The organism is Cryobacterium sp. M91 (assembly GCF_002929615.1).
Lineage (GTDB): Bacteria > Actinomycetota > Actinomycetes > Actinomycetales > Microbacteriaceae > Cryobacterium > Cryobacterium levicorallinum.
Genome location: NZ_PJJT01000083.1, coordinates 16,193 through 43,031 on the forward strand (window position 1 = coordinate 16,193; position 26,839 = coordinate 43,031).

Here is a 26,839-nt window from a genome sequence, read left to right on the forward strand (position 1 = left end):
CCTCACGGCGGACTCGCGGAAACCGGCCGACGCTACCGCCCGCGGTACTTGTCGAGGAGCTGCGCGCAGCGGATGAAGCCGAGGTGTGAGTACGCCTGCGGGTGATTGCCGAGGTGTTTCTCGGTGGCCGGGTCAAATTCCTCCGACAGCAGCCCGGTCGGGCCCACGAGGATGACCAGCTGGTTGAACAGCGCCTCGGCCTCGTCGAGACGCCCAGCCAGGACGTAGGCCTCGATCAGCCAGGTCGTGCAAATGTGGAAGCCACCCTCGAGCCCGGGCAGCCCGTCGTCATAGCGGTAGCGGAACACGGTCGGACCAACGCGCAGCTCGCGCTCGACGGCGCTGACCGTCTTCTGAAAGCGCTCGTCGTTGACGTCGAGCAGGCCGGACAGCCCGATGTGCAGCACGGCGGCGTCCAGATCCGGGCTGTCGTAGGCGACGGTGTAAGACTGGGCTTCCTCGCTCCAGCCCTCAACCAGAACTTCGTCGCGAATCGTGGTGGCGAGCTCGTGCCACCCGGCACCGACCTCGCGACCGTGCCGTTCCGCGGTACGAATGGCACGATCCACCGTCACCCAGCACATCGTCTTCGTGTAAGTGTGGTGCCGCGGCGAGCGCCGGGCCTCCCAGATGCCGTGGTCGGGTTCCTGCCGGCGACTCGTAACAGCCTCAACCATCTCGGTGAGCAGGTGCCACTGAAAGTCCGAGAGCGTTCCCTGCCGGGCGCTGAGCGTGTCGATGAGTTCGGCGACCGGTCCGAACACGTCGATCTGCACCTGGTTGTCGGCAGCGTTTCCGATGCGCACCGGGCGAGATCCGGCATAGCCGGGCAGAGATTCGAGGCTCGCCTCCGTCGACAGCGACGAGCCGGTGACCGAATAGAGCGGATGCAGCCACTGCGCGCCGGGACTGTCCGCCACGACTCCGGCCAGCCAGTGCAAAAAGCCATCGGCTTCGTCGGTCGATCCGAGGTCGACGAGCGCCTTGACCGTCATCGATCCGTCGCGCAGCCAGCAGTAGCGGTAGTCCCAGTTGCGGGTTCCACCGATGCCCTCGGGCAGGGACGTCGTCGATGCGGCGAGCACCGCACCGGTTGGTTCGTAGCAGAGGGCACGCAGCACGAGCGCGGAGCGGCTCACGAGCGACGGCTTCACGCTCGGCAGGGTGAGTGTGTTCACCCAAGCACGGGAGTCATTCATGACCGCGCCGCGTCTGGCTGCTTCGCCGGCAGCATCCGGAATATAGGGCTCGGTGTCGCCGCAGCGCAGGTTAAGCATGACAGCCCCGGCAGACAGGTCGACGATGGCCGTGGCCGTTTCGTTGCGGCCGTCGGAGGTCACCTCGAACTCGACGCCCGGCGCCGACAGCGCGATGGGGTCCGGGGTTCCGGTGATGGTGACGACCCCGTCGGCCGCGTGCATGTTGAAGTGGGCGACGGCGTAGTCGGGTCGGGGCGCGAACACGATGCGGGCCAGACCGGTACCGGTGAGTTTGCGCACGAGGTTGGTGATCCCGAGCGGTGAAGGCTCGATGTAGTCGGTCACGGTGACGTCGGCCCAGCGGGTTTCGACGATCATGGTGTTGTCCACATAACGCTGGCCGAGAACGCGGCTTTTCTTGACCGGTTCGATCGAGAAGTGACCGGCCTCTTCACTGCCCAAAATGCTCGCGAACAGCGAGCCAGAATCGGGCAGCGGATGCGTCATCCAGCAGATGCGCGCTTCCGGCGTCACGAGGGCGGTCGACGTGCCATCGCCGATCATGGAGTGGCGTTCGATGGCAACGACGTGCTGGCCGAACAGCCAGTCCTTGCGCAGTTCAAAGAGCAGGGCCAGCAGTTGCGCGAGCTTCTCTGGGCCGCTGACCCGGTGCGCGGCGACGGATTCGCCGTCGCCGATGCGAATTCCCAGGTCGGGGCCGTGCAGGGTGTTCATCGCCATCTCGTCGCTCGCACCGTCGCCGGCGAAGAAGGCGGCACTGACGCCCAGTCGGGAGCGCAAGCGGTCAAGGGCCGCGCCGGAATCCTGCCTGCTCGCGTCACCGTCGTCGGTGTCGAAGAACTCCGAGTCGAACTCGGCGCCGTTCGAGCCGACCAGGTGCACCTCGCGGGGCAGTCGGGAGTCAGCGGCGAGGTCGCGCAGGGTGCGCCCGCTCATCACGGCCGTGTGCGTGTTGGGCAACGCGGCGAGCGCCCGCAGTGCGAGCGCCGACTCGACGAGCAGCTTCGAGGGCACATCCGACGCGCCGTGATACGACAGGGTGCCACCGTAGTTACAGGCCACGAGGAGGGAGGGCGTGCGCGCCAACTGCTGCAAGTCCTGCAGGATCTCGCGCGACAACCCGGCCAGGCTGCGCGGTAGGTTCTTGGTCAAGTTCAGGCGTTGGGGCATGGGGGAGTTCCTAGCAGAGGAGCAAACAGAGGGGCACCGCTGCCAATCGCTGGGCAGACCTAGGCGACGTTACCATCGGCGCTGGGCTGCACGCACTTCTGGCACGAGGTTGCCAGCGTCGGCCGGCCATCGCGCGCTAGATCGCGGCACTCCTAAGCGCTCGCGGCCCTCTCACCACGGGGTGCCCCGAGTTTGAAAGGGTGCCGCGGCAGCTTCACATCCTGGTCCGCGGGCCCGGGCGGCACGTGCTTGAGAGGTTCGTCTCGGTTGGAACACGGGACAACTTCTCAAACACGTGCCACGAAACGTTTAGGCGCGCGGATGCCTCGCACAGTGCCGACGAACGAGCCGTCAGTTCGTCCAAGTCAGGCCCAGTGTCGCGAAGGCCGCAACGAGCTCGGGAGTCTCCGGGGCCAGATCGATCGCGGTGACAGCACTCAGCAATGGCGAGGAATTTGATTCGGCCGACGGACGCTCAAAGATTGCCCAGAGTTTGAGGTCGTCGCCGTGCCTGGAGGCGAACTCGATGCCGTCTACCGATGGCTCGGTCTGCTGGTACAGCCAGCTGGCGATTGTGCGAGTCAGATCTCGTGGCACTGAGTTTTTCATCGCTGACGCATCGAAATCGACGGCTCCGTAAGGATGGGCGATGTCGATGAACCGTGGCCAGAGCGATGCGATGGTGCCAGCGGCAGCGACCGCACAGAATGTGCCTTGCAATGTCGCCCTTGATGCGCAGCGATCCTCCAGCCAGCGGTAGCTGACGGCGGCCGGCGCTCGAGCGGGGAACTCGATCGCGTCGGCTGGGTCCTCCACAATGTCTTCGAGGGTGACGCCCAGATGCGGATCACAACGGCATTTGGCGAACACCTCGATTAAACAGGCGAGGAGCGATTCACCTGCATACACGGTCCTGAATTGACCGTTGATGTCATCCCACCGCCCGTTGAAACAGCCGGCGTCGGTTGCGTGTTTCCAATCGCTCCAAGACCACGGTTCGGGGCGAAAGCCCACCCGCCAGACCGTCCCTGGGTTGACGCTCAGAACGAGCTCCAGCTCAGGCACGCCGACGATCACCCAAACGCCACAAACGAACGAGCGGCAGCCAGGACTGCAGGGCCCCCGGTAGCAAGGTCCTGCTCGAGCAGCACCCGCGCCGGTGCCGTATCGCCCAGCTCAGGGTTCATGCCTTGAAACCAGCTCGATACCGTCGAAGCCGCCTCGCGCTCACGCAGCAACGCCATCACATAAAAAGCCGTACGCAGCCGCTGCATAGTCTCAGCCGACGGCGTCCGTGTACCTTCAGCCCACTCTCTTACTGCGCGCGTCTCACGCACGCCACCGAGATAAGCGACCAGTTTCGCTCCGAGCGTCTCGCGGAGACCCGCCACGATCTCCGCCGGCGGCAGGCGAAGAGAATCTTCATACGCGCGCAGACCGGGCCGTGCAGTCGTAGTGCTCATAAGTCCATTTCACACCGTCGCCAAACAAATCGCAAGCAAAACACTGAAATCCGACACTAGCATTTACACCCGAGATCACGTCCAAAATCCCAAGGCTGCGGTTCTCCGCAACCCCCGGGGCGCTCGCGGCACGTGCTTGAGAGGTTCGCCCCGGTTTGAACACGTGACAACTTCTCAAGCACCAGCTGAGCGGATGCCGCAGCGCGGCATCCGCTCAGCGCAGTTAGACGACCTCGCCCATCGGGAGGTTGCCCTTACGGGCATCCAGCTTGCCGAAGTGGCTCTCCAGCAGGCTCTTCATCTTGTGCAGGGCACCGGTCAGGGCTTCCTCCACGGCGTTGGCGTTTTCGGTGACGACGACGGGCGTGCCGCCGGCTGGGCGGGCCTCGAGGGTGCACTTGATGTCGTCGGCGCTGCTGCGGCCGGCGCTGCCGTCGGAGAGGTGAACCTCAACCCGGGTCAGGCGTTCGCCGTAGCGCGAAAGGGACTCTTCGACAATCGTTTCGAGCGCGCCAGAAACCCGCTCGGTGCCATCAATATTGCTGTCGGTATTCACGATGACCTGCATAATTACTCCTCCAGTTGCTTACAACTTCAGGCTACCGCTCCCGCATGTGAGCGCCGGTTGGTGACGCGTGGTGTGCGCACAGCTGCGTCTGAGGCTTGAGTCGTTCGTGTTCCCAACGTGAGGTTGCACCAGTGAAGATTCTCGTCGCTTTCGCGCCGCAGTCCCTGCGCTGACCCTCGCCAGTTCGGTTCCGGTGCAAGTGCCTTCAACACCTCTGAGGACCTCGGATTCAGCGCCGCCGACCTCGACCGACCTGTCGGCACCGACGAACCCAGCAACAATCTCGACCGGTAGAGCGTCGACCAGCTCGTCGACGCCCTGCTCGGCTACCGGGGAGCGCTCATCGTGGTCAGACACGACGACGCGTTCCTCGCCCGACTGCACGTGACGACGTCGCTCGCACTTGATCTGACCGGCGCGCTGGCGGAAAGCGCGAACCCGACTGCGTGATGCCGCAAGAACCCGTAGCCTATTCTCATGCAGACGAGGCCTGATCGGGGCGAACGGGTCGTTGCCATCGACATCACCCGCGGGCTGGCGATCATCGGCATGTTCGTGGCCCATGCCATTCCGCGCGCGGGTGACGCCGAATTGCTCGTCGATGGGCGCTCCTCCATTCTGTTCGCGACCCTGGCCGGGGTATCGCTCGGAATCATGACCGGATCGGCGCATCCGCTCGGTCGCGGCCAACGTTCGGATCGCGTCGTCGGCATCGTGGTGCGCGCGCTGTTTTTGTTTCTGCTCGGCCTGGTGCTGTCCAGCCTGCACAGCGGCATCGCCATCATTCTGCACTTCTACGCCCTGATGTTCCTGCTGCTTCTGCCGCTGTTGTTTCTGCGTCGGTGGCTGCTCTGCCTGATCGGCGTCGCGTTTCTGCTGGGGGCGCCCATGCTCGGCGCCGCCCAGGCCGACGTGGATGTCGACCAGCCCACGCTCGCCTATTTCGTCGACTATTTCTTTCTCAACGGCACCTACCCGGTGCTGATCTGGATGCCGTTTCTTCTGGCCGGCCTGATCGTCGCACGGTCCGATCTGCGGCGTGCGAAAACCCAGGTCGCCCTCGTCGGTGTCGGCGCGTCAGCGGCGGTGGCCGGTTACGGCGCGGCCATCGTGCTCCCCGGGGTCAGCGCCGAGGCGCACTCCGGATCGATCGCCGAAGTGACCGGCTCTGGCGGGCTCGCCATCGCACTGATCGGCGCGCTGCTCTGGCTCACGGCGGTGGAACGTGGCCAGCTGGGTCGGATGCTGCGCGGCATCCTCTCGCCGGTCGGAGCGACCGGATCGATGGCCCTGACCGTCTACACCCTGCAGATTATGGTCCTGGCCATCGTGGTCGCCGGCGGCCGGGAGGTTGACTACCCCGGCTGGCCGTTGCTGATCTGGATGCTGCTGCTCACGTTCATCCTGGCCAGTCTGTGGCGCTATCTTCTGGGCCAGGGTCCGCTCGAGCGTCTGCTCGCCGCGCTGACCCGTGCGCCGCGAATGAGCTGACTCAGCTGATGCCGCCCATGCGCTCGAGCGCCGCGCGCATGATCTGCGCCTCGGGTGTCGGGGCCACGTGGTGGTTGGTGTAGATGCCGACGAGCCACTGCAGCACCTCGTCTTCGCTCATGGCGACGGCGGTCCAATCCACCCCGGGCTCCGCCGCGGTGCGGGGCTCCCCGGTTTGCGGGTCGAGCCAGGCGCGCGCGATCGGCACGTCGGGGTCAGCGTTGTTCATGTTCCAGAGCAGCGCGATCGGGTGGTTGTCGCCGTCGATGTGTTCGTGGTCGACCCGCCCGGACCCCAGCCACGGCAGGGTCAGCAGCTCGCCGATAATGTCGACCTCGATCAGTTCGAGCTGGGTCGGGTCCGTCTCGGGAACATAGAGCGTGAAGCCCTGCTCGAACCACTCGGCGGCCTCATAGATCGAGTCGAGCAGCTCATCGAGTCCACCGATCTCCTGCACCAGAATGAGCGCCCATTCGAGCAGAATGGCGGTTTGATCCTCCGGCCACGGGCTCTCGTACGGGTCGGCGGTGCCGTGATAGTGAAAGCTGGGGCCGGCTTCATCGAGCAGCACGTGCAGTTGACCGCTGTCGTAATCGATCGACAGGTTGAGGGCCTCTCCCTCGTCGTCGCGGTCGGCGAACAGGTCGGGATGGGCCAGCTTCGGCGGCAGCGTGATCGCTGCAGCGAGCCGGGCGCCCAGATCGAGAACGACGCGAAACTGAAGGGTGGGAAGGCGCAGGGTTTCATCCTGCTCGTAGTGCTGGTCTGACATATCCAAAGTTTATCGATCAGGCGCGGGCGTGGTCGCCGGTCCGTGACCATTCACCGATGCTGCCAGCGGATGCTACGGCCTACCGCACATCGGCGGCAGCATGGCAGACTGCGCCGTATGAATATCGAACTGTGGTGGCCCAAGCTGACGCCGTCGACTGGATCGAGACGGTCACCAACAAGGAAGAGCCCTCCTGATACCCGACCGCGGAACGCGTCGCACCCGAAACAGCAAGGTATGAGCTCCAGACACGGTAACGAGGACGATATAAGCGCGCCCGATCCGGGTGGCAGCTGCGCCCGTTCGTTACCGTAGCGGCTACCCACTTCGAGCGCGGTCGCGCGTTTCAGCTGGCGCACTCGTCAGCAGAGCCGATATAGGCCCTGCTGAGCTGAGGGACGGACCGATGCTCGATGCGCTGTTCGAGTCGCTGGTAACGCTGAGCGTGCTCGGCCCTGCCGTCGAACGAGTCTGAGACGCAGCCTGCGAGAATGGGGACCAACTATGACATTCCTCAACGTCGTCTGGCTCGTGCTCCCAGTCATCTGGCTGCTCCTCGGTTATCTGCTGGCCGCGCTCATCATCGCCATCCCGGTCGCACTCATGCCCCTCGGCAAACAAATCATGGTCACGCAGTAAGCGATGGGGACTCCTCCGACCAACCCTGCGGTCAGCGACAGCAAGCTTCGTCGACGGATGCTCCGCGCGACCGGCCTCGCTGCGGCAGCCCTCTTGATTTGCGGCGGCACGCTGTTCACCCTCCGTGCCACCGCTTGGGCCGACTACACGTCGACCTCTGCCTCCCTCGCCACTCGCCAGGCGGCCACCGCTGACCTGGCTGGCGCGACCGTGACGGCGATCGATGACGCTCGGCACCTGCTCGCGGACAGCGCCGGGAAGGTACTCACCGAGGAGCCGCGCGTTGCGCTTCGCACGGCCATCGAAAACGCGACCGTGCGCATCCGCCCCACCACCGAAGCGCTGAAAGTGGCGACGGATGCTGCGGCTCACGCTCCGAACGACGACCTGCTGTCGGCGGGCATCGCACTGCGCCAGGCCGCAGCTCGGCTCGCCGCGCTCGGCTTCCCGGCCGCCGACACGCTAACGAGCGTCGACCAGGACCTGGCCGAAGCCAGGCAGGTCGTTACCGACGCCGTCGCAGCCTGGAGCATCGAACAGGAGCGCATCATCCGCGATCGGTACACGAACCACGTGCACGCCGCCGGTTGGTACCCGGAACTTGACGCATGCCTCGGCTCCGTGGACCTCACCGCCAGCTACGGTGTGGCTACGATCGCCGAACACTGGTCGTGCGGCGGGCGCGACTTTCCCGAAGAGCCGGGCACACTCATCACCCTGACCGGGCTGCGCGCGGGCACCTACCGGGTCGAGGGCATCGTGGCGATGCTCAACCAGGCCACCGCCACCACCACCGATCTGCCGCGCGGCTTCGACCTGCTGTACCAGACCTGCCAGAACGGTCAATCCTCGTCGATGTCAATGACCGCACTGACGAAGCTGGGCTGACCCGGGCATCCGCTTCGATCAGTCTGCAGCGCTCACGCGAAGCCGAACACCGGCGCGAATATCACCAGGACGACAGCAGCCCACACCCCGTAAACCGTCAGGCCGGCCTTGACGGCCAGCCCCGACCCCAGGGCGATGCCGCGCACCACGGCAAGTTCGCGCCAGGCCGGCGCGCGGGTGGCGTCGGCGTCGTCTGGCACGAGCACTAGCTGCGTCCCGAGCCGATCGGAGTGTTCCCGGGCGAATTCCCGGGAGATGGCGTCGAGGTTGCCCAGCCGCTTGATCGCCACGAGGAACGCGTGGTCGTGGTCGTGGTCGAGCCCGTTGGCTAGCGGGTCTTCGATCTGCTCACGCAGGTGGTCTTCCAGCTCCTCCACCTCAGCGGATGCGATGGCGTGGCGTCGCAGCGGGTAGCCGCGCCACCGGTCGATCTCGGACGACCTGCCCACTATCCCGGGCGTCGCAGAGGCCTGGGTCGCAGAGGCCTGGGGCCTGGGGCCTGGGGCCTGGGGCCTGGGGCCTGGGGCCTGGGGCCACAGCGTGCTGCACTGCCCGTTTTGCCACCGTTGGGAGCTGCGCGACCAGCGCATCGCAGCGATCCAGGCCTACCCATGGGCGGTGGCGGTCGACGCACTCGAGCTGGGTTAGCCATCGTGGGTGACGCTCGCCCCGCCCCAGGCGAGCGGGAGGACCGGAAGGATAATCAATCCTCGTTGATCACTTCGCGGGTCACTTGCGCGTGGCGCTCCCAGCGGGTCGCACGAAGACCGTGTTGAAAAAGCCCTTGCTCGTGTAGGAGATGGATCCGTATCGGAAGAGGCGTGCGGCGATTTGGAGCACGACTGGGCTGAGTAGGAAGAGTTCGATGATGACAATGGCGGCTTCCCAGCCGGAGAGGGAGCCGAACGCGTTGCGCAGCATCGCGGTGATCGGCGCCGAGTACGGGAAATACGTGAAGATCTGAACGACGGGACTGTGTGGGTCTGACAGGACCAATGACAGGGAGTAGAGCGGGACGATCATGAGCACGATCAGAGGAAAGGATGCCTGGACAAGCTGGCAACGGGACTCGTCTTCGCCGACCGATTCGGAAACCACCTCATGGGCACCCGGGTAAGCCTCGGCACGCGGATCAAAGCGGTGCAACGAATGCTCGGTCATGCCGCCTCGGCGATGACCCTCGACACGTACGCAGACCTCTTCGATGACGACCTCGACGCCGTTGCAGACCGTTGCAGACCGTTGCAGACCGTTGCAGACCGTTGCAGACCGTTGCAGACCGTTTATGTTGCCACGCACCGGCGTCGCGTTTCAAGATTTCGAATCGTCTTGTTCGAGAAGAGGTCCCGCAGCCGCGTCTGCGGCTGCGGGACCTCCACTAGCAGACGGTCCGGTTTCGGCGGCGGATCAAGACGGCACCGAGCCCAAGCAGTATCAGTGCGAGAAGTCCAAGCGGTCCTGCATCCACACCAGTGGCTGCAAGGTCACCAGTCTCGGCCTCGATGGTTGAGACGTAGATCGCTGTTCCTTCGGCACCGACGGTGATGTAGACGACGCGGCTACGCGCAACCCCATCGACACCAACTGCGTCAAGCGTGAGCGTGTGCTGACCTGGGGTCACGCCTGCAGGCATAAACACGGTCGTGTTGAACATCCCTGAGCTGCCGACAGTGCCTCGAAGAAGCACGACAGGATTTGACCGCAAAGTCACGGTGTACGTAGATCCTTCAAGCAAGTCGTATCCGGAGACATATGCCGGCGCTCCTCCGACACGGTCACCCGCCACGAGATCCAAATTCAGCGAGATCTTGATATCAGGACTCTCATCGACCGGCCCTGAAGCAGGGGTCCACTGTGCGTACAAAGTGGTGTTCGAGGTGAAGGGGAAGTGGGTGCCGTCGGCGAAGGGGACACCAGACCCGTCGGCCGCCGTATTCCAGCCGCTAAAAAGGTATCCGGCACGCGTGAACGTGTTCAGCATGAGCGTGCCCGAAGCCGACCCCGACTGTGCTGTCATCGACCCGATGCCGTCGTTCGAATTGAACATTGCGGTGAAAGTTGCAGGCGGATCGACGATCGAGACCACCGTCCACTGCGCGAACAGAGTGGTGTCACCCGTGATCGGAGTCGTGAAATCCCACTCACTGCCACCCGCAGCAGCCGTGAACCACCCATCGAAGGTATAGCCGGCGCGCGAAGGCTCCCCCGGGTTCGTCGCCAGGTCACCCTCAACCACAGTCTCATCCGCAACCGGGCTACCCACAGCAGAGCTGAAACTCACCGTGTAGCTGCCCACCGGAGCCGGCTCAGCTGCGACAGGACCCACCAGAATCGCCCCGCCCGTTGCTGTGCGGGTCGCGGAGAAAGGAGTGTCGGTGCCGCTTCCAGACTGCGCTGATACGAGTGTGTAGTTTGCTCCAACGTCACCGGCGCTCGGCGTTACCGATGCGGTGAACGTCGCAGTGACGGTCTGTCCGGGCAGAAGGCTACCTATCGTCCAGACGAGCGGCGAGCCTGTGATTGATCCGACTCCTGTCGACGGCGAGGTTACGGTCACCCCTGATGGAACAGGAATCGTCACAGCAGCATTGCTGAGCGCTCCTCCGCCGGGGTTCGAGGCGGACACGGTCACGGAGTATGAGCTGGTGGCACCCTCAGTGGGCGGGTTGCTGCCAGATGCAATTACTGCTCCCGCGGACACGGCCAGTGAAGCGGGCGAAAACGACACCGTCGACAGGTTTGCAAAGTTGACTGCACTTCCGGTCATGAAGTCCTTATTGATGACCGAGAGGTTTGCTGCCGCCGAGGAGCCGTAAAAGAGTTTAATCGGCGTCGACGCCGTGATGGTGTTGCCCGAGATCGCCGTGATATAGCTCAACGGTACCTGGTAGTCGAGGAAATACTGTCCTGAGCCGTCTCCCGCCGGGACCACGCGCATCCCGCCGGAGGTTTGCCCCCCGGCATTGTCGAAGGGGTAGGTGTAGACGGTCGAGATTGTTCCTCCAACCGAGTCCGTGACATACACGAAGTCCTTTGCTGATTCCTTGCCGTTCACGCCGACGACGGCCTTGACGACGTCGTTGACGGCCAGGACAGTCAGGAAGGCTCCGCCAAACAGGCCGCCTTTGGTGTTGTCGGCGGGATTGGTCGCCAGTCGGGTGCGAAAGAAAGCTGTCGTGCCCGTCGCGGCATACTGCACCGTTGCTTCAGACCCCACGCAGGCACCAGTGCACGCTCCGCTGGCAAGATCAGTGTAAGGAGGGTTTTGGTCGGTGTTCGTATCGCGAACAGACGTACCGTCGCTGAAGCGATAGCTGTTCCAACTAGCGGGCCACGCATCCGCAACAGCGCCCGTGGGCGACCCGGCTGCAAAGACCGGCGTCACCGGTACGAACACGAGCAGGCTCACCAGAGCAATGATCAGGCCAAAGGGCAGGGCAATACGCGCGGAGGATCTCGTAAAACCCCGCAGAGGTAGGTCGCTCATATGTTTATAGTAAAGTTCGCCGCCCCGTTTGGAACCCAATTGCCCATATATTTTGTAACCCAGATGGGTCGATCGTTTGAAAAAAAATGCCCCAGTAGGTACTGCCCTAAATCAGTCTGAAATTGTCCGCTCATCTACCCTCTTGCAAAGAGTTGCAAGTAGCGGTGAGAACGTGGACTCATTTTTCTAGGCCTGGACACCTCGAAGTCTCTGCCGGCGGAATCATAGGGTCGAATGAACGAGGGACGGCCCGGCTGACAGCCCGCAACTCGGACTTGGTGCCTTCCAACGTGGTAGTCGTGACCACGTCAGCGTCCATTATTCCGCCACATCCCGCGCACTCCGGTGTCCCGTTGGCGTACACGTGTTTCGGCAGCCGAATGCTACACGTGAACCAGAAATGGGTCGAAGCACTGATTCTGTCGAAGAACCCCGCCCAAAGCTTCCCCGCTATTGTCGAACCGAAACCAGTAAGAGCCCAGTAGTCGCCCCCGTAGTCGACCAGTGCCCGTGGCGGTGTGACAGCAGCAATGTATGAGGTGCATTTTGCCCGCACTACTGCTGTAGTAGCACCGCACGCCGCATCCCGGTGGGCTTGATTTTCAACCATCACTCTCAAATTTCGACTGGTTTGCTCGAGCTTCACGCTCCGAGTTCGGAGATTCTGCGATACAGAGTTGCGCGCGACATGTTCAGATCGCGCGCGACCAGAGTGGCGGACTGCAGCGCCCGTCTTCAGCCTGTCAGGGGAACCCTCAGCGGGACGCACTGGGCGTCAAACAATAGTCGACTAGTTCCAGCCCGCGCACGATGGTGTGTTCGGGGTCGCTCGGGCTACGGCCGAAGAGACCTCCAAGGTCGGTGCTCGTGCGAGAGAGAAAACCGTACGCCGCGCTCGAGTAGATCGATAGGAGCATCGCCGGTTGGAAGGGCCGCAGTCCGCTCTCGTCAAAAGCAGCGCGCGGTAACGACCAAGAGAAGCTGGCTTATAGACCAGACCGGCCGCCCTGGCGATCTGGTCGGCCGTGACGTCGCGCGCCCCGACCAGGTTGTACACACGATTGATGTGGCGATCCGGGTCGGATGCCACATTGGCCGCTGCCTCCGCCAAGTCAGCGCGAGTCACCACAGCCGCGGCACCGGAACCAAATGGCGCCGTGATCACACCTTCGGCCGGCGCCAGCAGCGATCCGAAGAACTCGGCGTAAAGGCCATGGCGCAAAATCGTCCAACGCAGTGCGTAGCCCTGAATACGTCGATCTGTCCACCGATGTGCCAGGGCAAAGCCCAGGTGATCCCTGTCCGTGGCAACGCTGGTGCAGATCAGGTGCTGCACGCCGTCGCGTTCCGCGGCCGCCACATCGTTCTCATGCTGAAATCATGGGCAAGCCCTCTCGGTGGTTCTGAACAATCGTTCGCGAGACAGGACGCACGCCACAGCTGGAGAAATGGCCAGCCTCATCCCGGTTTTTTCTCTTCGAACCCGATAGTGGATTCGGCGGTGCCAAGATGTCCTCAAGGGCACTAGCCCCCACGAACGAAGGAGCCGTCTCATGTCCAAAAGGGTCTACTCACCGAACGAGCAAATCGATCGGCTGCGGATCTATAACGTTGTTGCCGGAAGTCTGCACCTGCTCCAAGCCGCCGGATTTGCGGTGATTCTCACCATGCTGAGCTCGCAGGTTCTGTTCGCCGTGACGGCGGACTACCTGGCTGGCCCTCCCGGAGTTCCGATTCCACCGGAACGGGTCACGCTCTTCGAAGTGAACATCGGTGTCGGCGTCGTCGCGTTCTTGGCCCTCAGTGCCTTCTTCCACTTCCTCATCTCAAGTCCCTGGTTCTTTGCGCGCTACAAGAATGGGTTGCAGAACAACCACAACTACTTTCGATGGGTCGAGTACTTTCTCAGCTCGTCGATCATGATCTGGCTGATCCTGGCAATCAACGGGGCCACCGACATCGGTGCGTTGTTCGCCGTTTTCGCCGTCAACGCGGCCATGATCCTGTTCGGTGCGCTGCAGGAGAAATACGAACAGCCCGGCTCGGGCGGGCTGCTGCCCTTCATCTTCGGGTCGATGGTCGGCATCGTGCCGTGGATCCTGATTCTGATCTACTTCCTGCGTCCAGGCAGCGTCAGTGACGTCGCGGCCCCCGGCTTCGTCGTCGGCATCGTGATTTCGCTGTTCCTGTTTTTCAATACCTTCGCTATTAATCAGTGGCTGCAGTACAAGCAGGTCGGCAAATGGAAAAGTTACCTCCAAGGCGAACGCACTTACATCACCTTGAGCCTGGTGGCGAAGACCGCGCTGGCCTGGCAAGTCTTCTCGGGTGCCATCATCCCGGCGATCGCTAGCTAGGGGCCATGCCCACCGCGGGATCCACGTCACTCATCGGAACGATCCTTTGTGCTACCGACAGGCACTCGTCCACTGCGGCGGAAGACCGGCTCGGCCGCGGCAAGTTCCTCGTCGGTGGCGATCCGGAACACCCCTGCCGCCTCGGCATGCACTTCGCGTCGGCCTTGACCGCGGGTAGCGCGGAGGCTGGCCACGATGGACACCGTAATGATGGTCACGACCACTGCCAGGCTCATCGTGGTCGGGATATAGAAGACATCCAGGAGCAGCATCTTGATACCCACCCAGATCAGAACGAACGCCAGTCCGATCTTGAGGTAAATGAACCGATGGATCAGGTCCGCCAGCAAGAAGTACATAGCCCGAAGGCCCAGGATGGCAAACGCGTTCGCGGTGAAGACCAGGAAGGGTTCGCTCGTGACGGCGAAGATAGCCGGGATCGAGTCAACGGCGAAAATGATGTCCGTGATTTCCACCAGCACCAGCACGGCCAGCAGCGGGGTCGCCACCAGCATTCCTGCCTTGCGGATCAGGAACTTCTGCCCCTGGTATGCGTCGGTCGTCGGCACGAACCGACGAAACACCTTGAGGATGCGGGATTTCTCGGGGTGGACGTGGTCGTTACGGGAGTGGAACATCCGCCACCCGGTGTAGATCAGGAACGCGGCGAATACGCACAGGATCCAAGAGAAGTTCTCGATCAGCGCGGCGCCGGCGGCGATGAAAATCCCGCGGAAGATCAGGGCGTTCAGGACGCCGAGGAACAGCACTCGGTGCTGGTACTCACGCGGGACCGCGAAAGCGGCGAAGATAATCGCCCAGACGAACACGTTGTCCACCGCGAGGGATTTCTCGATCAGGTAGCCAGCGAAGTACTGCTGCCCGATTTCCGCCCCCCACAGCATCCACACCAGCACGCCGAACGCGACACCGAGAGTCACCCACACGATCGACCAGACGGCGGCTTCCCGCACACCGATCACGTGAGCTTTGCGGTGGGCGACCAGGTCGACGGCGAGCATCAGCAGGATCACACCCAGAACAGCGAACCACGCCCACAGGGGGACAGTCATGACAAAGACCTCCACGAAATTTTCGTGAAGGTCTTATCTACCTTGCGGCCCTGCGCACCGGAACCCGCGGCGGGAACGTATTGACGATGCGAAGCGAGGATTACTCCCCTTCTGAAGTCATTCAACAGGAGAGTGAGCTTCACGTCAACTGGGCAAGCCGAGGAATGTTTGAGCGAAGCAAGGAAGATGCTGGTTTGAGGCGCGCCGGTCATCCCGCTCGATTAGGCTCATCTCGCGGTTCAGCGGGCAATACAGGAACGTTTGATGCGGTGAAGGCTTCGAGACTCGACTTGGATTCCCGGTTGAGGCGCTACCCGCGGGTGTCGCGGACGATGAACGCGGAGGCATGAACGCCAACTCATCGTCGAACGCCTCAATGCCGGCATCGTCGTAGCACGCTCGACATCATCGAGGGGTAGACACATCCATCTGCCATCTCGCAGGTGAGAGACGATGCCGGGACGAAGCATCGGGCATGTAGATTCGCCGCGCCGATTACGTGAGCCGCGAGAACGTGAGCCGAGCGGTGCCAACAAATGGCCATCGCTTGGATGCTACCCGAAGAAGGATCGCGGTCCGATGGCTGGCCGTCAATCACCATGATTTCGGTGAATTGTGGGCAAACAGCACGCCTTAGCGTGCAAACATAACAGTCGCGACCTCTCATTTTCCCAGAGGCGGCTCAGCGAGCGATGGCCGCGACCACCTGGGCTGCACGGATGGGCGTGCGTTCGACGAACCGCGCGACGATGTCGGTCTGCAAATGCGACAGCAACGACGACGCAGCAGCGGCGATCAGTTGTGGTACGGAATCCGCGACCGCGCTCGCCCAGTCAGTAACCAGTACGCGGCTGAGGTCGGCTTCACGGGCGACGGAGCCCCACTCGAACCAGGATTGCCGACCAGCGGGATAGTCCGCAACAATGCGCATCGAGAGGTTCGTGTTGCGGAAGGCCGAGTCGGTCCGGGGGCGTCCGTCATCTGCTCGCCGGGCATACGGGATGAAGCTGCTCACGTCGTACAACGGAGTGAGGTCGACACCGTCAGGGCCGATGAAGACGGAATAGTTCTTGGAGTGGGCGTCGGTATTCAAAACCATCCAGGAGAACACGAGGGCTTGGACGAATGTCAGCTTCGAGGCGGCTTTGCGTTCGTCCGGCACGTGCGCATCAAGGAGACGCAGCACGTCCCTGTACGCGGGGCCGCCGCGGTTCTCGTGCTTCTGTAGTCGGGTGACACCCGTAGCCTGGGCGAGATCCTCCTGATGAACGCGGACGATAGTCGGGACTGCGCCCGGGCTAGCACCAGCATCGACAGCCAGCCGGTCGAAGCGTTCAACGACGAGGGAGTGCTCACCGTCGAACATGCCGAGTTCCACAGTGGCAGTGTTGATCTCGGCCATCCGGGCGACTGTCATGGTGATGAACTCGACAAGCTCGCCCTCTTTCTGGCCACGTACCAGGGGCTTGAAAATGTGGGTGGTCGGGTGGCTGCCAGTCGGCTCGTACCAGCCCCGCCCGGCGTTGCCGAGCGAGAACTTTCCCTGGGCGCCGCCGAGCGGGAAATAGCCGGTATCCCGGTCCGGATCTTGCCAGCTGGTGTCGTCCTCTCAGATCGCGCGGATTCGCGCAGCGATCTCGGCATCGCTGATCGGTTCACCGGTGCTAGTGCTGCTCTGGTTTGGATCACTGCCCGGGTCGGCGAATTGGATGGCTCCGGCCACGTCGGTGCCATATGCGCGCAGCAGCTCGAACGGCTCAGCTGTGGCCAGCCCTGCCCGGACAGCCCACCGCTCACAAACGTCGGCATTGTCGGGGAGCAGGTTGTCGGGAACGACGTGAGCGTCGCTCCCGAGAACGGCGCAGCTCCAACCGGCAGCGACAGACTGACCCGCATCGTGTTTGGGTCGTCCAGCCACGCTGCGTTGTAGGTGAGGCGGTACTGCAAGGGGGCGAGCATCTCGAGCTCGGCTACGTGGGCGCCGTAAAGATACACGTCGAGGCTAGGCATTGTCGGGGTCTGGCTTCGTGTTGGTGTGAGTATTTGGAATCGTGTTCGCGGCGGCACGACGCTGCGTAAGTTTCAGGCTTGCCTCGAGGATGCGTCGACGCCCTGCTGCCAACCCTTCGGGTTCGACGCTGGCTGTGCGAGCAAATCCGCCCGTGGAGTCTTCGCGCATCTGAAGAATCACGCCGACCGTATCCGAGGCGATCAGCGACTGCCGCCAGATGCCTTCACCGACAAGCTTCGGCGCGCTGTCGAGCCGCGGCGGCCGGATCTCGAGGTTTAGTTCTAAGCCGTCGAGGACCGCGAGCAGGCGGGCGGTGCCGATGTCGTTCTTGCCCTTCTCCAGGCGCGATATCCACTGCCTGGTGGTGCCGGTCTGCTCGGCAGCGTCGGTCTGCGAAAGACTGAGTTCGGCTCGGCGCAGGCGGATGAGCTCGACCAGGTCATTGATGAGCATATCGACCTCAATGGAATAAAGGCGTTCCATGCCTTTTGAATGGGATGCAGTTGTTCCGTAGCACTAAGAAACTCAGCAATGGAACAGCAAGGTTCCAGAACTTCTGGAGGCCGTCATGCTCTTGAAGACACTGGTCAGCGAGCGTTCGAGCTGTAGTGTGTGGCGACATGAAACGGAGGGTTCGCCGCTCTGCGCGGAATGGACGACGAAATCGACGGCCGGGTCACTGACCGCGACGATGTCCCTGTGTCACGCCGCATCACGGTGCCCGCGTCCGGATTAGGTAGTCGCTACGGTAACGGGCGTAGCGACTACCCAATCCGGGCGCACTCATCTCGAAGACCCCGTTGAGCCGCACGTCGGGCACCGTGTGGGCAAACGGCCATTTGGGCAAAACTGAACCCCCTACTCCCCAGTGAAACACTGGGATGTAGGGGGTTTTTCGTGGCGGTACCGGTGGGATTTGAACCCACGGTGGAGTCTCCCCCACACGACTTTTCGAGAGTCGCACCTTCGGCCGCTCGGACACGGTACCGCCGTTGATTCTAGTAGAGACTGAGGTTCGACGCGAATCGGCAAACATGCAGCAGACACACGGATGCCGCGGAGTACCCTCAGCGGGTGACCTCACCGACCCTACGCATCCGCTCTGCTATTGCTACCACAGCCGCCGTTTTTGCCGGCGGCGTCGTGCTGGCCACGACTTTGTGGCGCCGCGACCTGGAACAGCAGAAGGCCATTCTCAACGAGACCCTGCCGGTGCACTCGGCCTGGTGGCGCGACCACGCGAAGCAGTCGGGCGAGCTGCTCTACGTCGCGATCGGCGACAGTGCCGCCCAGGGAATCGGGGCGTCGAGCCCAAGCAAGAGCTACGTCGGCGTGCTCGCCGATCATGTGCGCCTGGCGACCGGCCAGACGGTACGCGTTGTGAATCTCAGCGTCTCCGGCGCGACCGTGGCATTGGCCGTGCGCGATCAGCTTCCCCGCTTCGCCAGGCTGGAGGCCGACCTGGTTACGGTCGCGATCGGCGCCAACGATATCGCCGCATGGAACCCGGCGGCGTTTGAAGCCGGCATCCGAACCGTGTTCGCCGCACTGCCGCCGCACGCCCTCGTCGCCGACCTGCCCTGCTTTCACCTGCCACACAACGAGGTCAAGGTCGCCGCGGCCAACGAGATCATTCGCCGGATCGCCGACGAGCACGAGCTGACCGTGGTTCCGCTGCACGCAACGACGAAGCGGGCCGGCTTTCGCAGCATTCTGACCCACGTAGCCCGGGATCTGTTCCACCCCAACGACCGCGGCTACCGCTCCTGGGCCGAGGCGTTCCTGCCGGCGATCAGCGCCGATGTCGCCCACCGGTTCTCGGCGGTCAATCAGGTGTCGGAGGACGCCGACTAGCGCCGGAACCGCGCGCAGAGTCGACTGTCGGTGGCCCCGGCTAGGCTCGAAACATGGCAAAATCCGTCTCCTCTTTCCGCTGCTCCGAATGCGGCTGGACCACCCTGAAATGGGCGGGCCGCTGCGGCGAATGCCAGCAGTGGGGCACCGTCGTCGATGCCGGCCAGACCGCTGGCATCACCCGCAAGCTCAAGGCCATCACGCTCGTCGGCGATGGTATCGCCCGACCCATCACCCACGTTGAAACGGATGCCGCCGCTCACTGGCCGACCGGAATCAACGAGTTCGACCGGGTGCTCGGCGGCGGCATCGTGCCCGGCTCGGTGATTCTGCTCAGCGGTGAGCCCGGCGTCGGCAAGTCCACGCTGCTGCTCGAGGTCGCGTCGAAGGCGGCGGCTGCCAAGAGCCGCGTGCTCTATGTCAGCGCTGAAGAGTCGGTGAGCCAGGTGCGACTGCGCGCCGAACGCACCAATGCGCTCGAACCCGAGCTCTTTATCGCGGCCGAAACTGACCTCGGCGTCATCCTCGGGCAGATCGACGCTGTGAAGCCCGACCTGATCATCATCGACTCGGTGCAGACGGTGTCGAGTGCGCTCTCCGACGGCTCGCCGGGCATGCCCAGTCAGGTGCGGGAGGTTGCATCCACTCTCATTCGCGTGGCCAAAGATCGCAACCTGCCGGTGCTGCTCGTCGGCCACGTCACCAAGGACGGCTCGATTGCGGGCCCGCGGGTGCTGGAGCACCTGGTCGACGTGGTCTGCCAGTTCGAGGGCGACCGGCAGACCTCGCTGCGGTTCATTCGCGCGCTCAAGAACCGATTCGGGCCCACCGACGAGGTCGGCTGCTTCGAGATGACCGGCGACGGCATCGCCGAGGTGCCCGACCCGAGCGGGCTGTTCCTAAGCCGGGCCACTGAACCGGTCGACGGCACCTGCGTCACCGTCGCCCTCGAAGGCCGTCGGGCAATGCCGGTCGAGGTGCAGGCGCTCGTCACCGACACCCAGGCACCGAACCCGCGCCGCGTCACGAGCGGTGTGGACGCAGCCCGTGTGGCCATGTTGCTCGCGGTGCTGCAGGAGCGCGCCGGCATGAAACTCTCCGCCAAAGATGTCTACGTGTCGACGGTCGGCGGAATCCGTCTGACCGAACCGGCCGCCGACCTCGCGATTGCGCTGGCCATCGCGTCGGCCTTCACCGGGCTTGCCGTGGCCCACAACGTGGTCGCCTTCGGTGAGATCAGCCTGGCCGGCGAAGTGCGCGGGGCACTCATGTCGAAGCAGCGCGTGAACGAGGCCGTGCGCCTCGGGTTCACCACCCAGATCGACGCCGCCTGCGGGTCGATCCACGCGGCGGTTGCTCTCGCGCTCGGAACCAGCCGCAGCCCCCGCGACGCCGAACTCGATCGGGCGTTCTAGACTCCGCCGCCACCCCGCCCTATATTCGGCCGCAGCTAAGCGCTTTCCCGAAAAAAGGATGCACGCTCGGCGCACTGACCGGCGCGCCGAGCCTGCACCTGGACCCGGCGATCTATCGGGCAGTTGCTCGAAGCTGCCCGGGCGAGGACTCAGTCGCCGTCGCTCTGGCCAAGTTCGGGGCTCAGCGCCTTGAGCAGATCGGCAGGAGCTGCCTGCATCACGTTCGGCCCGGCGATGTCGAAGAACACCATCTCCAGGGTCGCGGCGTGCACGGTGAGAAATTCCCGCAGCCACTGCCCGTCGCAGACCATGACCTGCGGGTTCGGGTCGTCGGGTACCACGCGCACGTAGTTTTCGGCGGCCGAGAAGAGCAGCAGCATCCGCTTGTCGGAGCCTTCGCGGCCGAAGACCCGCACCTGCGCCGCCTCCCCGTTGACGACGAGTTGCGGCACGATCATGTAATCGTTGCGCAGCGCATAGGCGACGGCGACGACGTCTTGCGCCGCTAGTGCGGCGGCGAGCGCCTCGGAACGGGTGTTGGCAGTCGTATCGGTCACCCATTCATTCAATCAGGCGCGGCCGTACACGCCCAGCCGGCAGCGCATGCCACGAGCGAACGCGCGCTCGAGCCGAGGCCCCAGATAGCCGCCCACCTGTTCCACCCCAGCCCCAGCCAGACCCGCCTCCGTGAGGGGTCTCAAGTCGCTCTAAAACCGGCCCCGGAAGAGCAACAGGCTACCCCTCACCCGCGCACTCTCCCCAGTTCAACGGGAAATAGTGTTCGGCACCACCGGGCGGGGCGTCAGATTGAGCAGCCAGCCCTAGTTCAGAATCATCAAGGCCGGGTCGGCCGCTTCGATACCGTCCACGGTCACGTACAGGTAGTACGACGCCCCGCCGGCCGGAACTGCGGTGCGGGACTCGGTCTGGCAGGTGTCAACGGCCGAGCGGGTGCGATCCCAGCTGATCGGGGTTGCGAGCGGCATGACCACGCCGGGCTTGAGCGTCACCTCGGCGTCGATCGGGTTGGTCTGACAGTCGGTCGAGGTCCAGTAGACGTCTTCACCACTCATCACGGTGAACACCTGCTGCTTGTTGCCGGCGTTGATCACGCAGTCCGTGGTGCCGATGTTGGTCAGGCTCAGCGACAGCTGCGGCAGCACGTCGGCCGCATAATTCGTGGCGTCGGTGATGGCCGCAACCTGCACCGCTGACGGGTCGCAGGCCGAGCCATCGACGGCGGTGCCCGTCTCGGGAATGACGGTGGCGGCATCCGTCGGCGTGGCCGACTCGGTCGTGGCCGCGGCGGGCGTTTTCGGGGAGTCTGCGTCGCCCTTGCTCACCCCCGGTTGCACGATGATGAGAAAGAGGATCACGAGCACGGCGAGCAGACCGAGCCCCACTACGAAACGCCGGCGCCGGTACACCTTGCTGGACTGGCGGCCGACCGGTTGCTTGATCGTCGACATGCCCCAAGGTTATTGATGTTCGACGCCAGAAGGCGGTAATGGCGTGCGTGTCGGCAGCAATTGCCGCCGGAACAGGCCGGGGCCCGCCCGCAACCGAAACGGTGCGAGCGGGCCCCGGCACAAACCATGGCTTAGCGGTGCCCTGGTTTCGGCGGCTTCGGTGCCTTCTTGGAGTGGTCGACCGTGACGTTGGTCCAGCCGATTACGTCACCGTCAGCGTTCTGCGCGGACACGCTGTACTTGCCGTGCTTGAGGCCGTCAGCGAGTGTGACACTCACCGTGCCCTCTGCGCTGACGAGCAACCAGCCGCCGAGGTTGGCGGCCTTCTTCTTGTCGTAGGCCCACACCGACACGTACTCGCCGGCGTGCGAGGCACCAACCTCGACAGCGACCGTGTCACCGGCCCGATAGGAGTTCCGGTCGGTGTCGATCGCGTTCCGCAGCTTTTTGGTGAGATCCTTCGCTGGGGCTGCGGTCGGCGCATCTCCCGGTTCGGTGCTCACGGTTACCGCAACGGCGAGGCGTACAATCGTGCCCGATTCAACCGCGGTCATCTCGAGGACACTGCTCGCGACGGCATCGGCCGGCACCGTGACGGTGACGATGGCTGCGCCCGTCGAATCAACGGATGCCGTACCGACGTCGGTGCCCGACCAGCTCAGCGTGAGCTGGGTGTTTTTCGGGGCGCCGAGCGAGGTGAGATTGAGGCTGCCGACCGTGAAGGTGATCGTGTCACCCGGGCTGACCGCGGCCGTGGGGGCGCCGGTGATCGAAGCCTGGCTGGCCTTGAACGACGGGGACAGCGGGCTGTTGGCCTGAATGTAAGAGATCCAGGCGTCGCGGTCGACGAGTCCCGAGTCGCGGGTATCCGTTCCCTTCGTGAACTCTCGGAAGTTGTCGCCACCGGTGAGCAGGAAGTTGAACGAACCGATGCGGTAGGACTGCGCCGGGTCGATCTGGGCACCGTCGATCCAGATGCCCGTGATGCGGCTTCCGGCATCTCGTGACGCGTCGAAGGTGTAGTTCACGTTGTCGCTCAAGCCGAGTTGCAGGAACGGCCGGCTCGGAATCGTGCCATCGGCGTTGGTCTGCCACTGCTGCTCGAGAACGGTCTTGAACTGTGCGCCGGTCAGGCTCGTCGTCCAGAGATTGTTCAGGAACGGCAGCACCGCGTTCGCCTCGGCGTAGGTCACCACGCCGTCAGGAGACAGCGAGAGGTCTGCACGCATTCCACCGGGGTTGACGACGCCGATCTCGGCACCGCCGATGGTGGGGTCGGCCAGCGACGCGCGCAGCGAGTTGGCCACGAGCGTCCCCAGAGTGGATGGCGCCATCCGGTTTTCGGCGCACGGCGCGACTCCACCGAGGCACGCCCGGGTGATGTCGGCGGTGACCGAACCCACGGGCACGTTGCCCTGAATCGCGGCCTCGGCCAACGCGGCGTTGGTGATGGCCTGAACCTCGGCGACGCGCGGGTACGCGGCCACGAGGTCGGCATCGGCAACGGTCGAGCGGGCCACGTTGCGGTTCTTCACCGTGGTCGTGTCACCGGAGGCCACGTCATAGCTGAGCACAACCTGACCGATGTTCTCGCCGTAGCTGCCCGTCTGCAGCACCGGGCGCGTGACGCCATCGGCCGCGCCGGGAACCTGGGCGTCCCAGGCGTACTGCTTGTGAGTGTGCCCCGTGAAGATCGCGTCGACCTCGGCCGAAGTGTCATTCACGATGCTCGCGAAGGCCCCGCCGGCGGCGAGTTCCTGCTCGAGCGTGGCGCCATCCGGAATTCCGGCGCCGGCACCCTCGTGGTACTCGGCGATCAGGACATCCGCTTCGCCGTTGGCGGGGTCGCCGTCGGTGAGCTGCGCGGCAACGCGGTTGACTGCGGCAACAGGGTCCCCGAAGCTGAGGCTCGCGATACCGTTCGGCGAGACGAGGGAGGGGGTCTCTTCCGTCACCGCGCCGATAACGCCAACCATCACGCCGGTAACATCAATGAGGGCGTATTCCTGCATCGCGGGCGTTTCCGTGCCCGCGTTGTAGACGTTGGCTCCGAGGTAGTCGAAGTTGGCAGCATCGGCCACTCTTGCCCCGAGGACAGCGAAGCCCTGATCGAATTCGTGGTTGCCCACGCCAGAGGCGGCCAGATCGAGGGCGTTCAGCACGTCGATCGTCGGCTGATCGTTCTGCGATGCCGATGCGAACAGCGAGGCACCGATATTGTCGCCGTCCGAGAGGAACAGCGAATTCGCGTCGCCGTACTCGGCCCGCAGTTGCTCGATGGTTCCCGCGAACTTGACGGTGTTGGCGTCGATGCGTCCGTGGAAGTCATTGATGTTCAGCAGGTTGAGCTCCACCGAGGTGGGCGCGACGAGGTTGAGTCCGAGCACGACCGGGTCATGATCGGAGGAGCGGTACGCGTCGGCAATGTAGAAGTCGGTCACGTTGTTGTTGTACCGGCTGTACTCCAGGGCCACCGATTCAACGGAGTTGATGTTCCAAATGTCGACGTCGTTGACCGTGGCATCCGCTTCTGGCGAAGCGAACACGTGGTCGAGCGAGCCGACCGTGCCACCGAAGGCATAGCTGTATTCGCCGGTCTTGGCGCCCTGGTTAATGTACCCGGCGTCGGTGATAACCCTGATCGGGTCTTCCAGGTCGTAGGCGTTGAAATCGCCCGTGAGGAACACCCGGTCGATACCGGTGCTGGCCGTGAGATCGTCGGCGAAGGCCACGAGGGCCGTGGCCTGGTTCACCCGGGAAGCGTTCGAGGCCCCCTGGCCGTCATTCATGTCGGCGTCGACCCCGGTTCCGGAGCCCTTCGACTTGAAGTGGTTGACGATGGCAAGGAACGAGCTGTTTGTGTCGCCGACCAGCTGGAACGCCTGGGCGAGCGGCTGGCGGGCATTGCTGAACGCGGCGGAACCGGTGAGAATTTTGGACCCACCCACGGTTTCGACCGTACCGACCTTGTAGATGAAAGCGGTGCGGATGACGTCTTCGTTGGCGGGGAGCTCGGTGGGCGAGGCCGCGAAGGCCCAGGCCGTGCTGCCGACCGCTGCGTTCAGCGCGTTCACCAGGTTGGCGAGGGCGTCGTCGCGGTCCTTGCCGAAGGCTGCCGAGTTCTCGATCTCCTCGAGCGAGACAACGTCGGCGTCGAGGGCGTTGATGGCCGCGACGATCTTCGCCTGCTGGCGTTCGAAGTTGACAGTGTTTGCGGCGCCGCGGGCGTCGCATCCGCTGCGCACGGTTATCGGGTTCCCGGCCCGGTCGCTGTAGTACGAGCAGCCAACGAGGGAATCACCGACGGTGGAGAAGTAGTTCAAGACGTTGAAGCTTGCCAGACGGATGTCCCCTCCCACGTCTTCGGGAGCCTCCGTGCGGGTATTGGCGAACGTGGCCGGCTGGACCGTGGCGGCGTTTGCCGCGGTGAGCGCCGTGGTGGGCTGGAATTTCCACGCGGAGTTGCGGTAGTCCAAGATCACGGGCTTGGTGAAGGTCACGGCCGCACCGATGCGCAGCGGGTCAGCGACGGTGAGGTACGGAACTGGGGTTCCCTGGTTGGTGTTGGAGAGGTAGTTCGTGCTCGCACCGTCGTCGAGGGTCACGGCGCGTGCGGCGTTGGCCGCGATGGCCGCCGTGTACTCGGCCGAGCCGGGCAGTGCTGTCACGGTCGGGTTCACCAGCGGCGTCGTTCCGGCGGCGAGGCCGATCTCGGCGTACTGGTTGGTTGTGTAGTTGTTGGTGACGGTGTAATCACCCTGGGGCGCGATGAGCATGCCCTCGAGGGTTTCCCGCTGCGCCTCGCTGGTCGGCAGCGACACCGTGACCGGTGTCGGCAAGGCTACGTCGGTGCCCGCGAGCTGGGTGACATCGTCAACGGTGCTGAAGGTGACCTCGGTCAGGCCGAAGAACTCCACGACGGTTCCGACGACCTGCACGTGGTCGCCGATCTTCACGTCGGCGGTGGCCGAGTTGGAGTACGCGAAGACGCCGTGCGAAGCGGTGTGGCTGGCGAAGTCGATATCGCCGCCGGTCCCTGAGGTCTGCAGGTAGAAGCCGTTGAAGCCGCCAGTCGGGTAGGCGGCCGTCACGACGCCGGACGTCTTGACGACCGTTCCGGCCAGCGGGCTCGTATCGGTCGTTCCCTGGATCGCGTTGATCGCAGTCAGCTCGGCGGGCACCGGGGTTGGGTCAGGGTCGGGTTCTGGGTCGACCGGGCTGCCGGTCTCGCCCGCCGTGTTTGTCGGCGTTGGAGTGGCCGAGCTGAAGTCGGCGGCGTTGACATCGGTGTCAATGAAGTTCGTGCGGTTCACCGAGGTGGTGACGGATGCGTTGGCTGCGGCCGTTCCCTCGTAGGTGTTCGAGCTGCCGTAACCGATCAGGTCGAGTATCTCGGGCTGCCCGGTGAGCGAGCCGATGGCGGGCGCAGACAGCGCTGCGGACTGGTTGGCGAAGAAGATCGTGCCGGAGCCGGCGGCAAAGGAGATGCCGGAGGCGGCATCCGCTTCTGGGAGCGACGCGCCATTTGTCGCGTTCGAGCCGCCCTGTACGAGGTAGTAGCCTCCGGCGGCGATGGTGCCGGTCAAAGCGAGGACCGAGGTCGGATTCGACGTCGAGCCCGACGCGCGATACTGAATCGACGTGCCGTCGAGCGAGACGTCGGCGTTGGTCGGGTTGTACAGCTCGACGAACTTGTTCAGGTAGGTCGCACCCGAGCTGCCCCCGTTCAGGTAGGCCTCGTTGATGACGACTCCGGTGCCGGCGGTGTTGGCGCTGGCCGGTATGGCAATGATCGGAGCGGCCGCGAGGCTTACCCCCAGAAGTGTGGCGAAAACCAGCCTCGAACGGCTGCGAACGGCGGATGACATGGATCTCCTCATTCATTGAACGATGGTCGTCTCATTGCACCCAGGGTCTTGCTCCCCGTGGAGTGGTTCCGGCCGGTGCAATAGTTCGCAGCCT

The 26,839-nt window shown here is 64.0% G+C and carries 21 protein-coding genes, 1 tRNA gene and 3 pseudogenes; 8 read left to right on the forward strand and 17 right to left on the reverse strand.

The window, feature by feature from the left end; genetic code table 11:
• Positions 1-32: 32 nt before the first annotated feature.
• From CXY80_RS08850 to CXY80_RS08865, 4 genes are all read right to left on the reverse strand, one after another.
• Positions 33-2,390 (reverse strand): trehalase-like domain-containing protein, encoded by a 2,358-nt coding sequence (locus CXY80_RS08850; protein ID WP_104132278.1) that lies wholly within the window; start codon positions 2,388-2,390, stop codon positions 33-35.
• Between the two features lie 351 nt (positions 2,391-2,741).
• Positions 2,742-3,467, reverse strand: a complete 726-nt coding sequence (locus CXY80_RS08855) for an RES domain-containing protein (RefSeq protein ID WP_104132279.1) — start codon at positions 3,465-3,467, stop codon at positions 2,742-2,744.
• A complete protein-coding gene (locus CXY80_RS08860) occupies positions 3,464-3,853 on the reverse strand; it encodes a hypothetical protein (protein ID WP_104132280.1) in 390 nt (129 codons plus the stop codon). Before CXY80_RS08860 ends, CXY80_RS08855 begins: the two co-directional genes overlap by 4 nt.
• 223 nt (positions 3,854-4,076) lie before the next feature.
• Positions 4,077-4,421, reverse strand: a complete 345-nt coding sequence (locus CXY80_RS08865; RefSeq protein WP_104132281.1) for an HPF/RaiA family ribosome-associated protein — start codon at positions 4,419-4,421, stop codon at positions 4,077-4,079.
• Between the two features lie 477 nt (positions 4,422-4,898).
• Here CXY80_RS08865 and CXY80_RS08875 point away from each other — a divergent pair, with 477 nt between their 5' ends.
• Positions 4,899-5,912: an acyltransferase family protein gene (locus CXY80_RS08875; protein WP_104132282.1), complete on the forward strand. Its 1,014-nt coding sequence runs from the start codon at positions 4,899-4,901 to the stop codon at positions 5,910-5,912.
• Between the two features lies 1 nt (position 5,913).
• On the opposite strand, the gene CXY80_RS08880 is transcribed toward CXY80_RS08875, so the two are convergent.
• A complete protein-coding gene (locus tag CXY80_RS08880) occupies positions 5,914-6,684 on the reverse strand; it encodes a hypothetical protein (protein WP_104132283.1) in 771 nt (256 codons plus the stop codon).
• 56 nt (positions 6,685-6,740) lie between these two features.
• Between CXY80_RS08880 and CXY80_RS19460 the strand changes: the two genes are divergently transcribed.
• The 3 genes from CXY80_RS19460 (at position 6,741) to CXY80_RS08885 (ending at position 8,211) form a co-directional block, all read left to right on the forward strand.
• On the forward strand, positions 6,741-6,881 hold the full coding sequence (locus CXY80_RS19460) for a hypothetical protein (RefSeq protein ID WP_158251619.1): 141 nt from the start codon (positions 6,741-6,743) through the stop codon (positions 6,879-6,881).
• A 307-nt stretch (positions 6,882-7,188) separates the two neighbouring features.
• A complete protein-coding gene (locus tag CXY80_RS20455; protein WP_255411841.1) occupies positions 7,189-7,323 on the forward strand; it encodes a hypothetical protein in 135 nt (44 codons plus the stop codon).
• A gap of 3 nt (positions 7,324-7,326) precedes the next feature.
• Positions 7,327-8,211 carry a hypothetical protein gene (locus CXY80_RS08885; protein ID WP_104132284.1) on the forward strand — a complete coding sequence of 295 codons (885 nt, stop codon included), beginning with the start codon at positions 7,327-7,329 and terminating at the stop codon, positions 8,209-8,211.
• Between the two features lie 32 nt (positions 8,212-8,243).
• Here CXY80_RS08885 and CXY80_RS08890 read toward each other — a convergent pair whose 3' ends face one another.
• Both CXY80_RS08890 and CXY80_RS20130 read right to left on the reverse strand, forming a co-directional pair.
• Positions 8,244-8,660 carry a permease prefix domain 1-containing protein gene (locus CXY80_RS08890; RefSeq protein WP_104132285.1) on the reverse strand — a complete coding sequence of 139 codons (417 nt, stop codon included), beginning with the start codon at positions 8,658-8,660 and terminating at the stop codon, positions 8,244-8,246.
• 280 nt (positions 8,661-8,940) lie between these two features.
• Positions 8,941-9,372 carry an ABC transporter permease gene (locus CXY80_RS20130; protein WP_369828666.1) on the reverse strand — a complete coding sequence of 144 codons (432 nt, stop codon included), beginning with the start codon at positions 9,370-9,372 and terminating at the stop codon, positions 8,941-8,943.
• Here CXY80_RS20130 and CXY80_RS20135 point away from each other — a divergent pair.
• Positions 9,334-9,444 (forward strand): annotated as a pseudogene (locus CXY80_RS20135) (integrase); the annotation flags it as partial. The gene CXY80_RS20130 and the pseudogene CXY80_RS20135 overlap by 39 nt on opposite strands.
• A gap of 145 nt (positions 9,445-9,589) precedes the next feature.
• On the opposite strand, the gene CXY80_RS08905 reads toward CXY80_RS20135, so the two are convergent.
• Both CXY80_RS08905 and CXY80_RS19100 read right to left on the reverse strand, forming a co-directional pair.
• Positions 9,590-11,698: an InlB B-repeat-containing protein gene (locus CXY80_RS08905; protein ID WP_104132287.1), complete on the reverse strand. Its 2,109-nt coding sequence runs from the start codon at positions 11,696-11,698 to the stop codon at positions 9,590-9,592.
• 790 nt (positions 11,699-12,488) lie between these two features.
• Complete coding sequence (locus CXY80_RS19100) at positions 12,489-13,058, reverse strand: hypothetical protein (RefSeq protein WP_146070710.1); 570 nt, start codon at positions 13,056-13,058, stop codon at positions 12,489-12,491.
• A 193-nt stretch (positions 13,059-13,251) separates the two neighbouring features.
• Between CXY80_RS19100 and heR the strand changes: the two genes are divergently transcribed.
• On the forward strand, positions 13,252-14,055 hold the full coding sequence (heR, locus tag CXY80_RS08910) for a heliorhodopsin HeR (protein WP_104132288.1): 804 nt from the start codon (positions 13,252-13,254) through the stop codon (positions 14,053-14,055).
• Between the two features lie 26 nt (positions 14,056-14,081).
• On the opposite strand, the gene CXY80_RS08915 is transcribed toward heR, so the two are convergent.
• The 5 genes and pseudogenes from CXY80_RS08915 to CXY80_RS08940 form a co-directional block, all read right to left on the reverse strand.
• Positions 14,082-15,128: a TerC family protein gene (locus CXY80_RS08915; protein ID WP_104132350.1), complete on the reverse strand. Its 1,047-nt coding sequence runs from the start codon at positions 15,126-15,128 to the stop codon at positions 14,082-14,084.
• A gap of 682 nt (positions 15,129-15,810) precedes the next feature.
• A pseudogene (locus CXY80_RS08920) lies at positions 15,811-16,626 on the reverse strand (HipA domain-containing protein); the annotation flags it as partial.
• A gap of 111 nt (positions 16,627-16,737) precedes the next feature.
• Positions 16,738-17,138 (reverse strand): annotated as a pseudogene (locus tag CXY80_RS20730) (HipA N-terminal domain-containing protein).
• Complete coding sequence (locus CXY80_RS08935) at positions 17,131-17,622, reverse strand: helix-turn-helix domain-containing protein (protein ID WP_104132291.1); 492 nt, start codon at positions 17,620-17,622, stop codon at positions 17,131-17,133. Before CXY80_RS08935 ends, CXY80_RS20730 begins: the two are co-directional and overlap by 8 nt.
• A 415-nt stretch (positions 17,623-18,037) precedes the next feature.
• Positions 18,038-18,127 (reverse strand) — tRNA-Ser (locus CXY80_RS08940).
• A gap of 86 nt (positions 18,128-18,213) precedes the next feature.
• Here CXY80_RS08940 and CXY80_RS08945 point away from each other — a divergent pair.
• Both CXY80_RS08945 and radA read left to right on the forward strand, forming a co-directional pair.
• Positions 18,214-18,993, forward strand: coding sequence for an SGNH/GDSL hydrolase family protein (locus CXY80_RS08945; protein ID WP_092451808.1), 780 nt, complete (start codon positions 18,214-18,216; stop codon positions 18,991-18,993).
• 53 nt (positions 18,994-19,046) lie between these two features.
• On the forward strand, positions 19,047-20,408 hold the full coding sequence (radA, locus tag CXY80_RS08950; RefSeq protein WP_092451806.1) for a DNA repair protein RadA: 1,362 nt from the start codon (positions 19,047-19,049) through the stop codon (positions 20,406-20,408).
• A 149-nt stretch (positions 20,409-20,557) separates the two neighbouring features.
• Here radA and CXY80_RS08955 read toward each other — a convergent pair whose 3' ends face one another.
• The 3 genes from CXY80_RS08955 to CXY80_RS08965 all read right to left on the reverse strand — a co-directional run bounded on the left by CXY80_RS08955 (position 20,558) and on the right by CXY80_RS08965 (position 26,745).
• A complete protein-coding gene (locus tag CXY80_RS08955; RefSeq protein WP_233195193.1) occupies positions 20,558-20,965 on the reverse strand; it encodes a dehydrogenase in 408 nt (135 codons plus the stop codon).
• A gap of 264 nt (positions 20,966-21,229) precedes the next feature.
• On the reverse strand, positions 21,230-21,877 hold the full coding sequence (locus tag CXY80_RS08960) for a hypothetical protein (RefSeq protein ID WP_104132292.1): 648 nt from the start codon (positions 21,875-21,877) through the stop codon (positions 21,230-21,232).
• 131 nt (positions 21,878-22,008) lie between these two features.
• Positions 22,009-26,745 (reverse strand): ExeM/NucH family extracellular endonuclease, encoded by a 4,737-nt coding sequence (locus CXY80_RS08965; protein WP_104132293.1) that lies wholly within the window; start codon positions 26,743-26,745, stop codon positions 22,009-22,011.
• Positions 26,746-26,839 lie beyond the last annotated feature (94 nt).

Coding starts and splice junctions, on each gene's coding strand:
- CXY80_RS19460 (WP_158251619.1), top strand. CDS start 6,741: ATGCTGCCAGCGGATGCTACGGCCTACCGCACATCGGCGGCAGCATGG.
- radA (WP_092451806.1), top strand. CDS start 19,047: ATGGCAAAATCCGTCTCCTCTTTCCGCTGCTCCGAATGCGGCTGGACC.
- CXY80_RS08880 (WP_104132283.1), bottom strand. CDS start 6,684: ATGTCAGACCAGCACTACGAGCAGGATGAAACCCTGCGCCTTCCCACC.
- CXY80_RS08905 (WP_104132287.1), bottom strand. CDS start 11,698: ATGAGCGACCTACCTCTGCGGGGTTTTACGAGATCCTCCGCGCGTATT.
- heR (WP_104132288.1), top strand. CDS start 13,252: ATGTCCAAAAGGGTCTACTCACCGAACGAGCAAATCGATCGGCTGCGG.
- CXY80_RS08935 (WP_104132291.1), bottom strand. CDS start 17,622: ATGGAACGCCTTTATTCCATTGAGGTCGATATGCTCATCAATGACCTG.
- CXY80_RS20130 (WP_369828666.1), bottom strand. CDS start 9,372: ATGACCGAGCATTCGTTGCACCGCTTTGATCCGCGTGCCGAGGCTTAC.
- CXY80_RS08865 (WP_104132281.1), bottom strand. CDS start 4,421: ATGCAGGTCATCGTGAATACCGACAGCAATATTGATGGCACCGAGCGG.
- CXY80_RS08915 (WP_104132350.1), bottom strand. CDS start 15,128: ATGACTGTCCCCCTGTGGGCGTGGTTCGCTGTTCTGGGTGTGATCCTG.
- CXY80_RS08850 (WP_104132278.1), bottom strand. CDS start 2,390: ATGCCCCAACGCCTGAACTTGACCAAGAACCTACCGCGCAGCCTGGCC.
- CXY80_RS20455 (WP_255411841.1), top strand. CDS start 7,189: ATGACATTCCTCAACGTCGTCTGGCTCGTGCTCCCAGTCATCTGGCTG.
- CXY80_RS08885 (WP_104132284.1), top strand. CDS start 7,327: ATGGGGACTCCTCCGACCAACCCTGCGGTCAGCGACAGCAAGCTTCGT.
- CXY80_RS08860 (WP_104132280.1), bottom strand. CDS start 3,853: ATGAGCACTACGACTGCACGGCCCGGTCTGCGCGCGTATGAAGATTCT.
- CXY80_RS08960 (WP_104132292.1), bottom strand. CDS start 21,877: ATGTCGACGATCAAGCAACCGGTCGGCCGCCAGTCCAGCAAGGTGTAC.
- CXY80_RS08875 (WP_104132282.1), top strand. CDS start 4,899: ATGCAGACGAGGCCTGATCGGGGCGAACGGGTCGTTGCCATCGACATC.
- CXY80_RS08965 (WP_104132293.1), bottom strand. CDS start 26,745: ATGTCATCCGCCGTTCGCAGCCGTTCGAGGCTGGTTTTCGCCACACTT.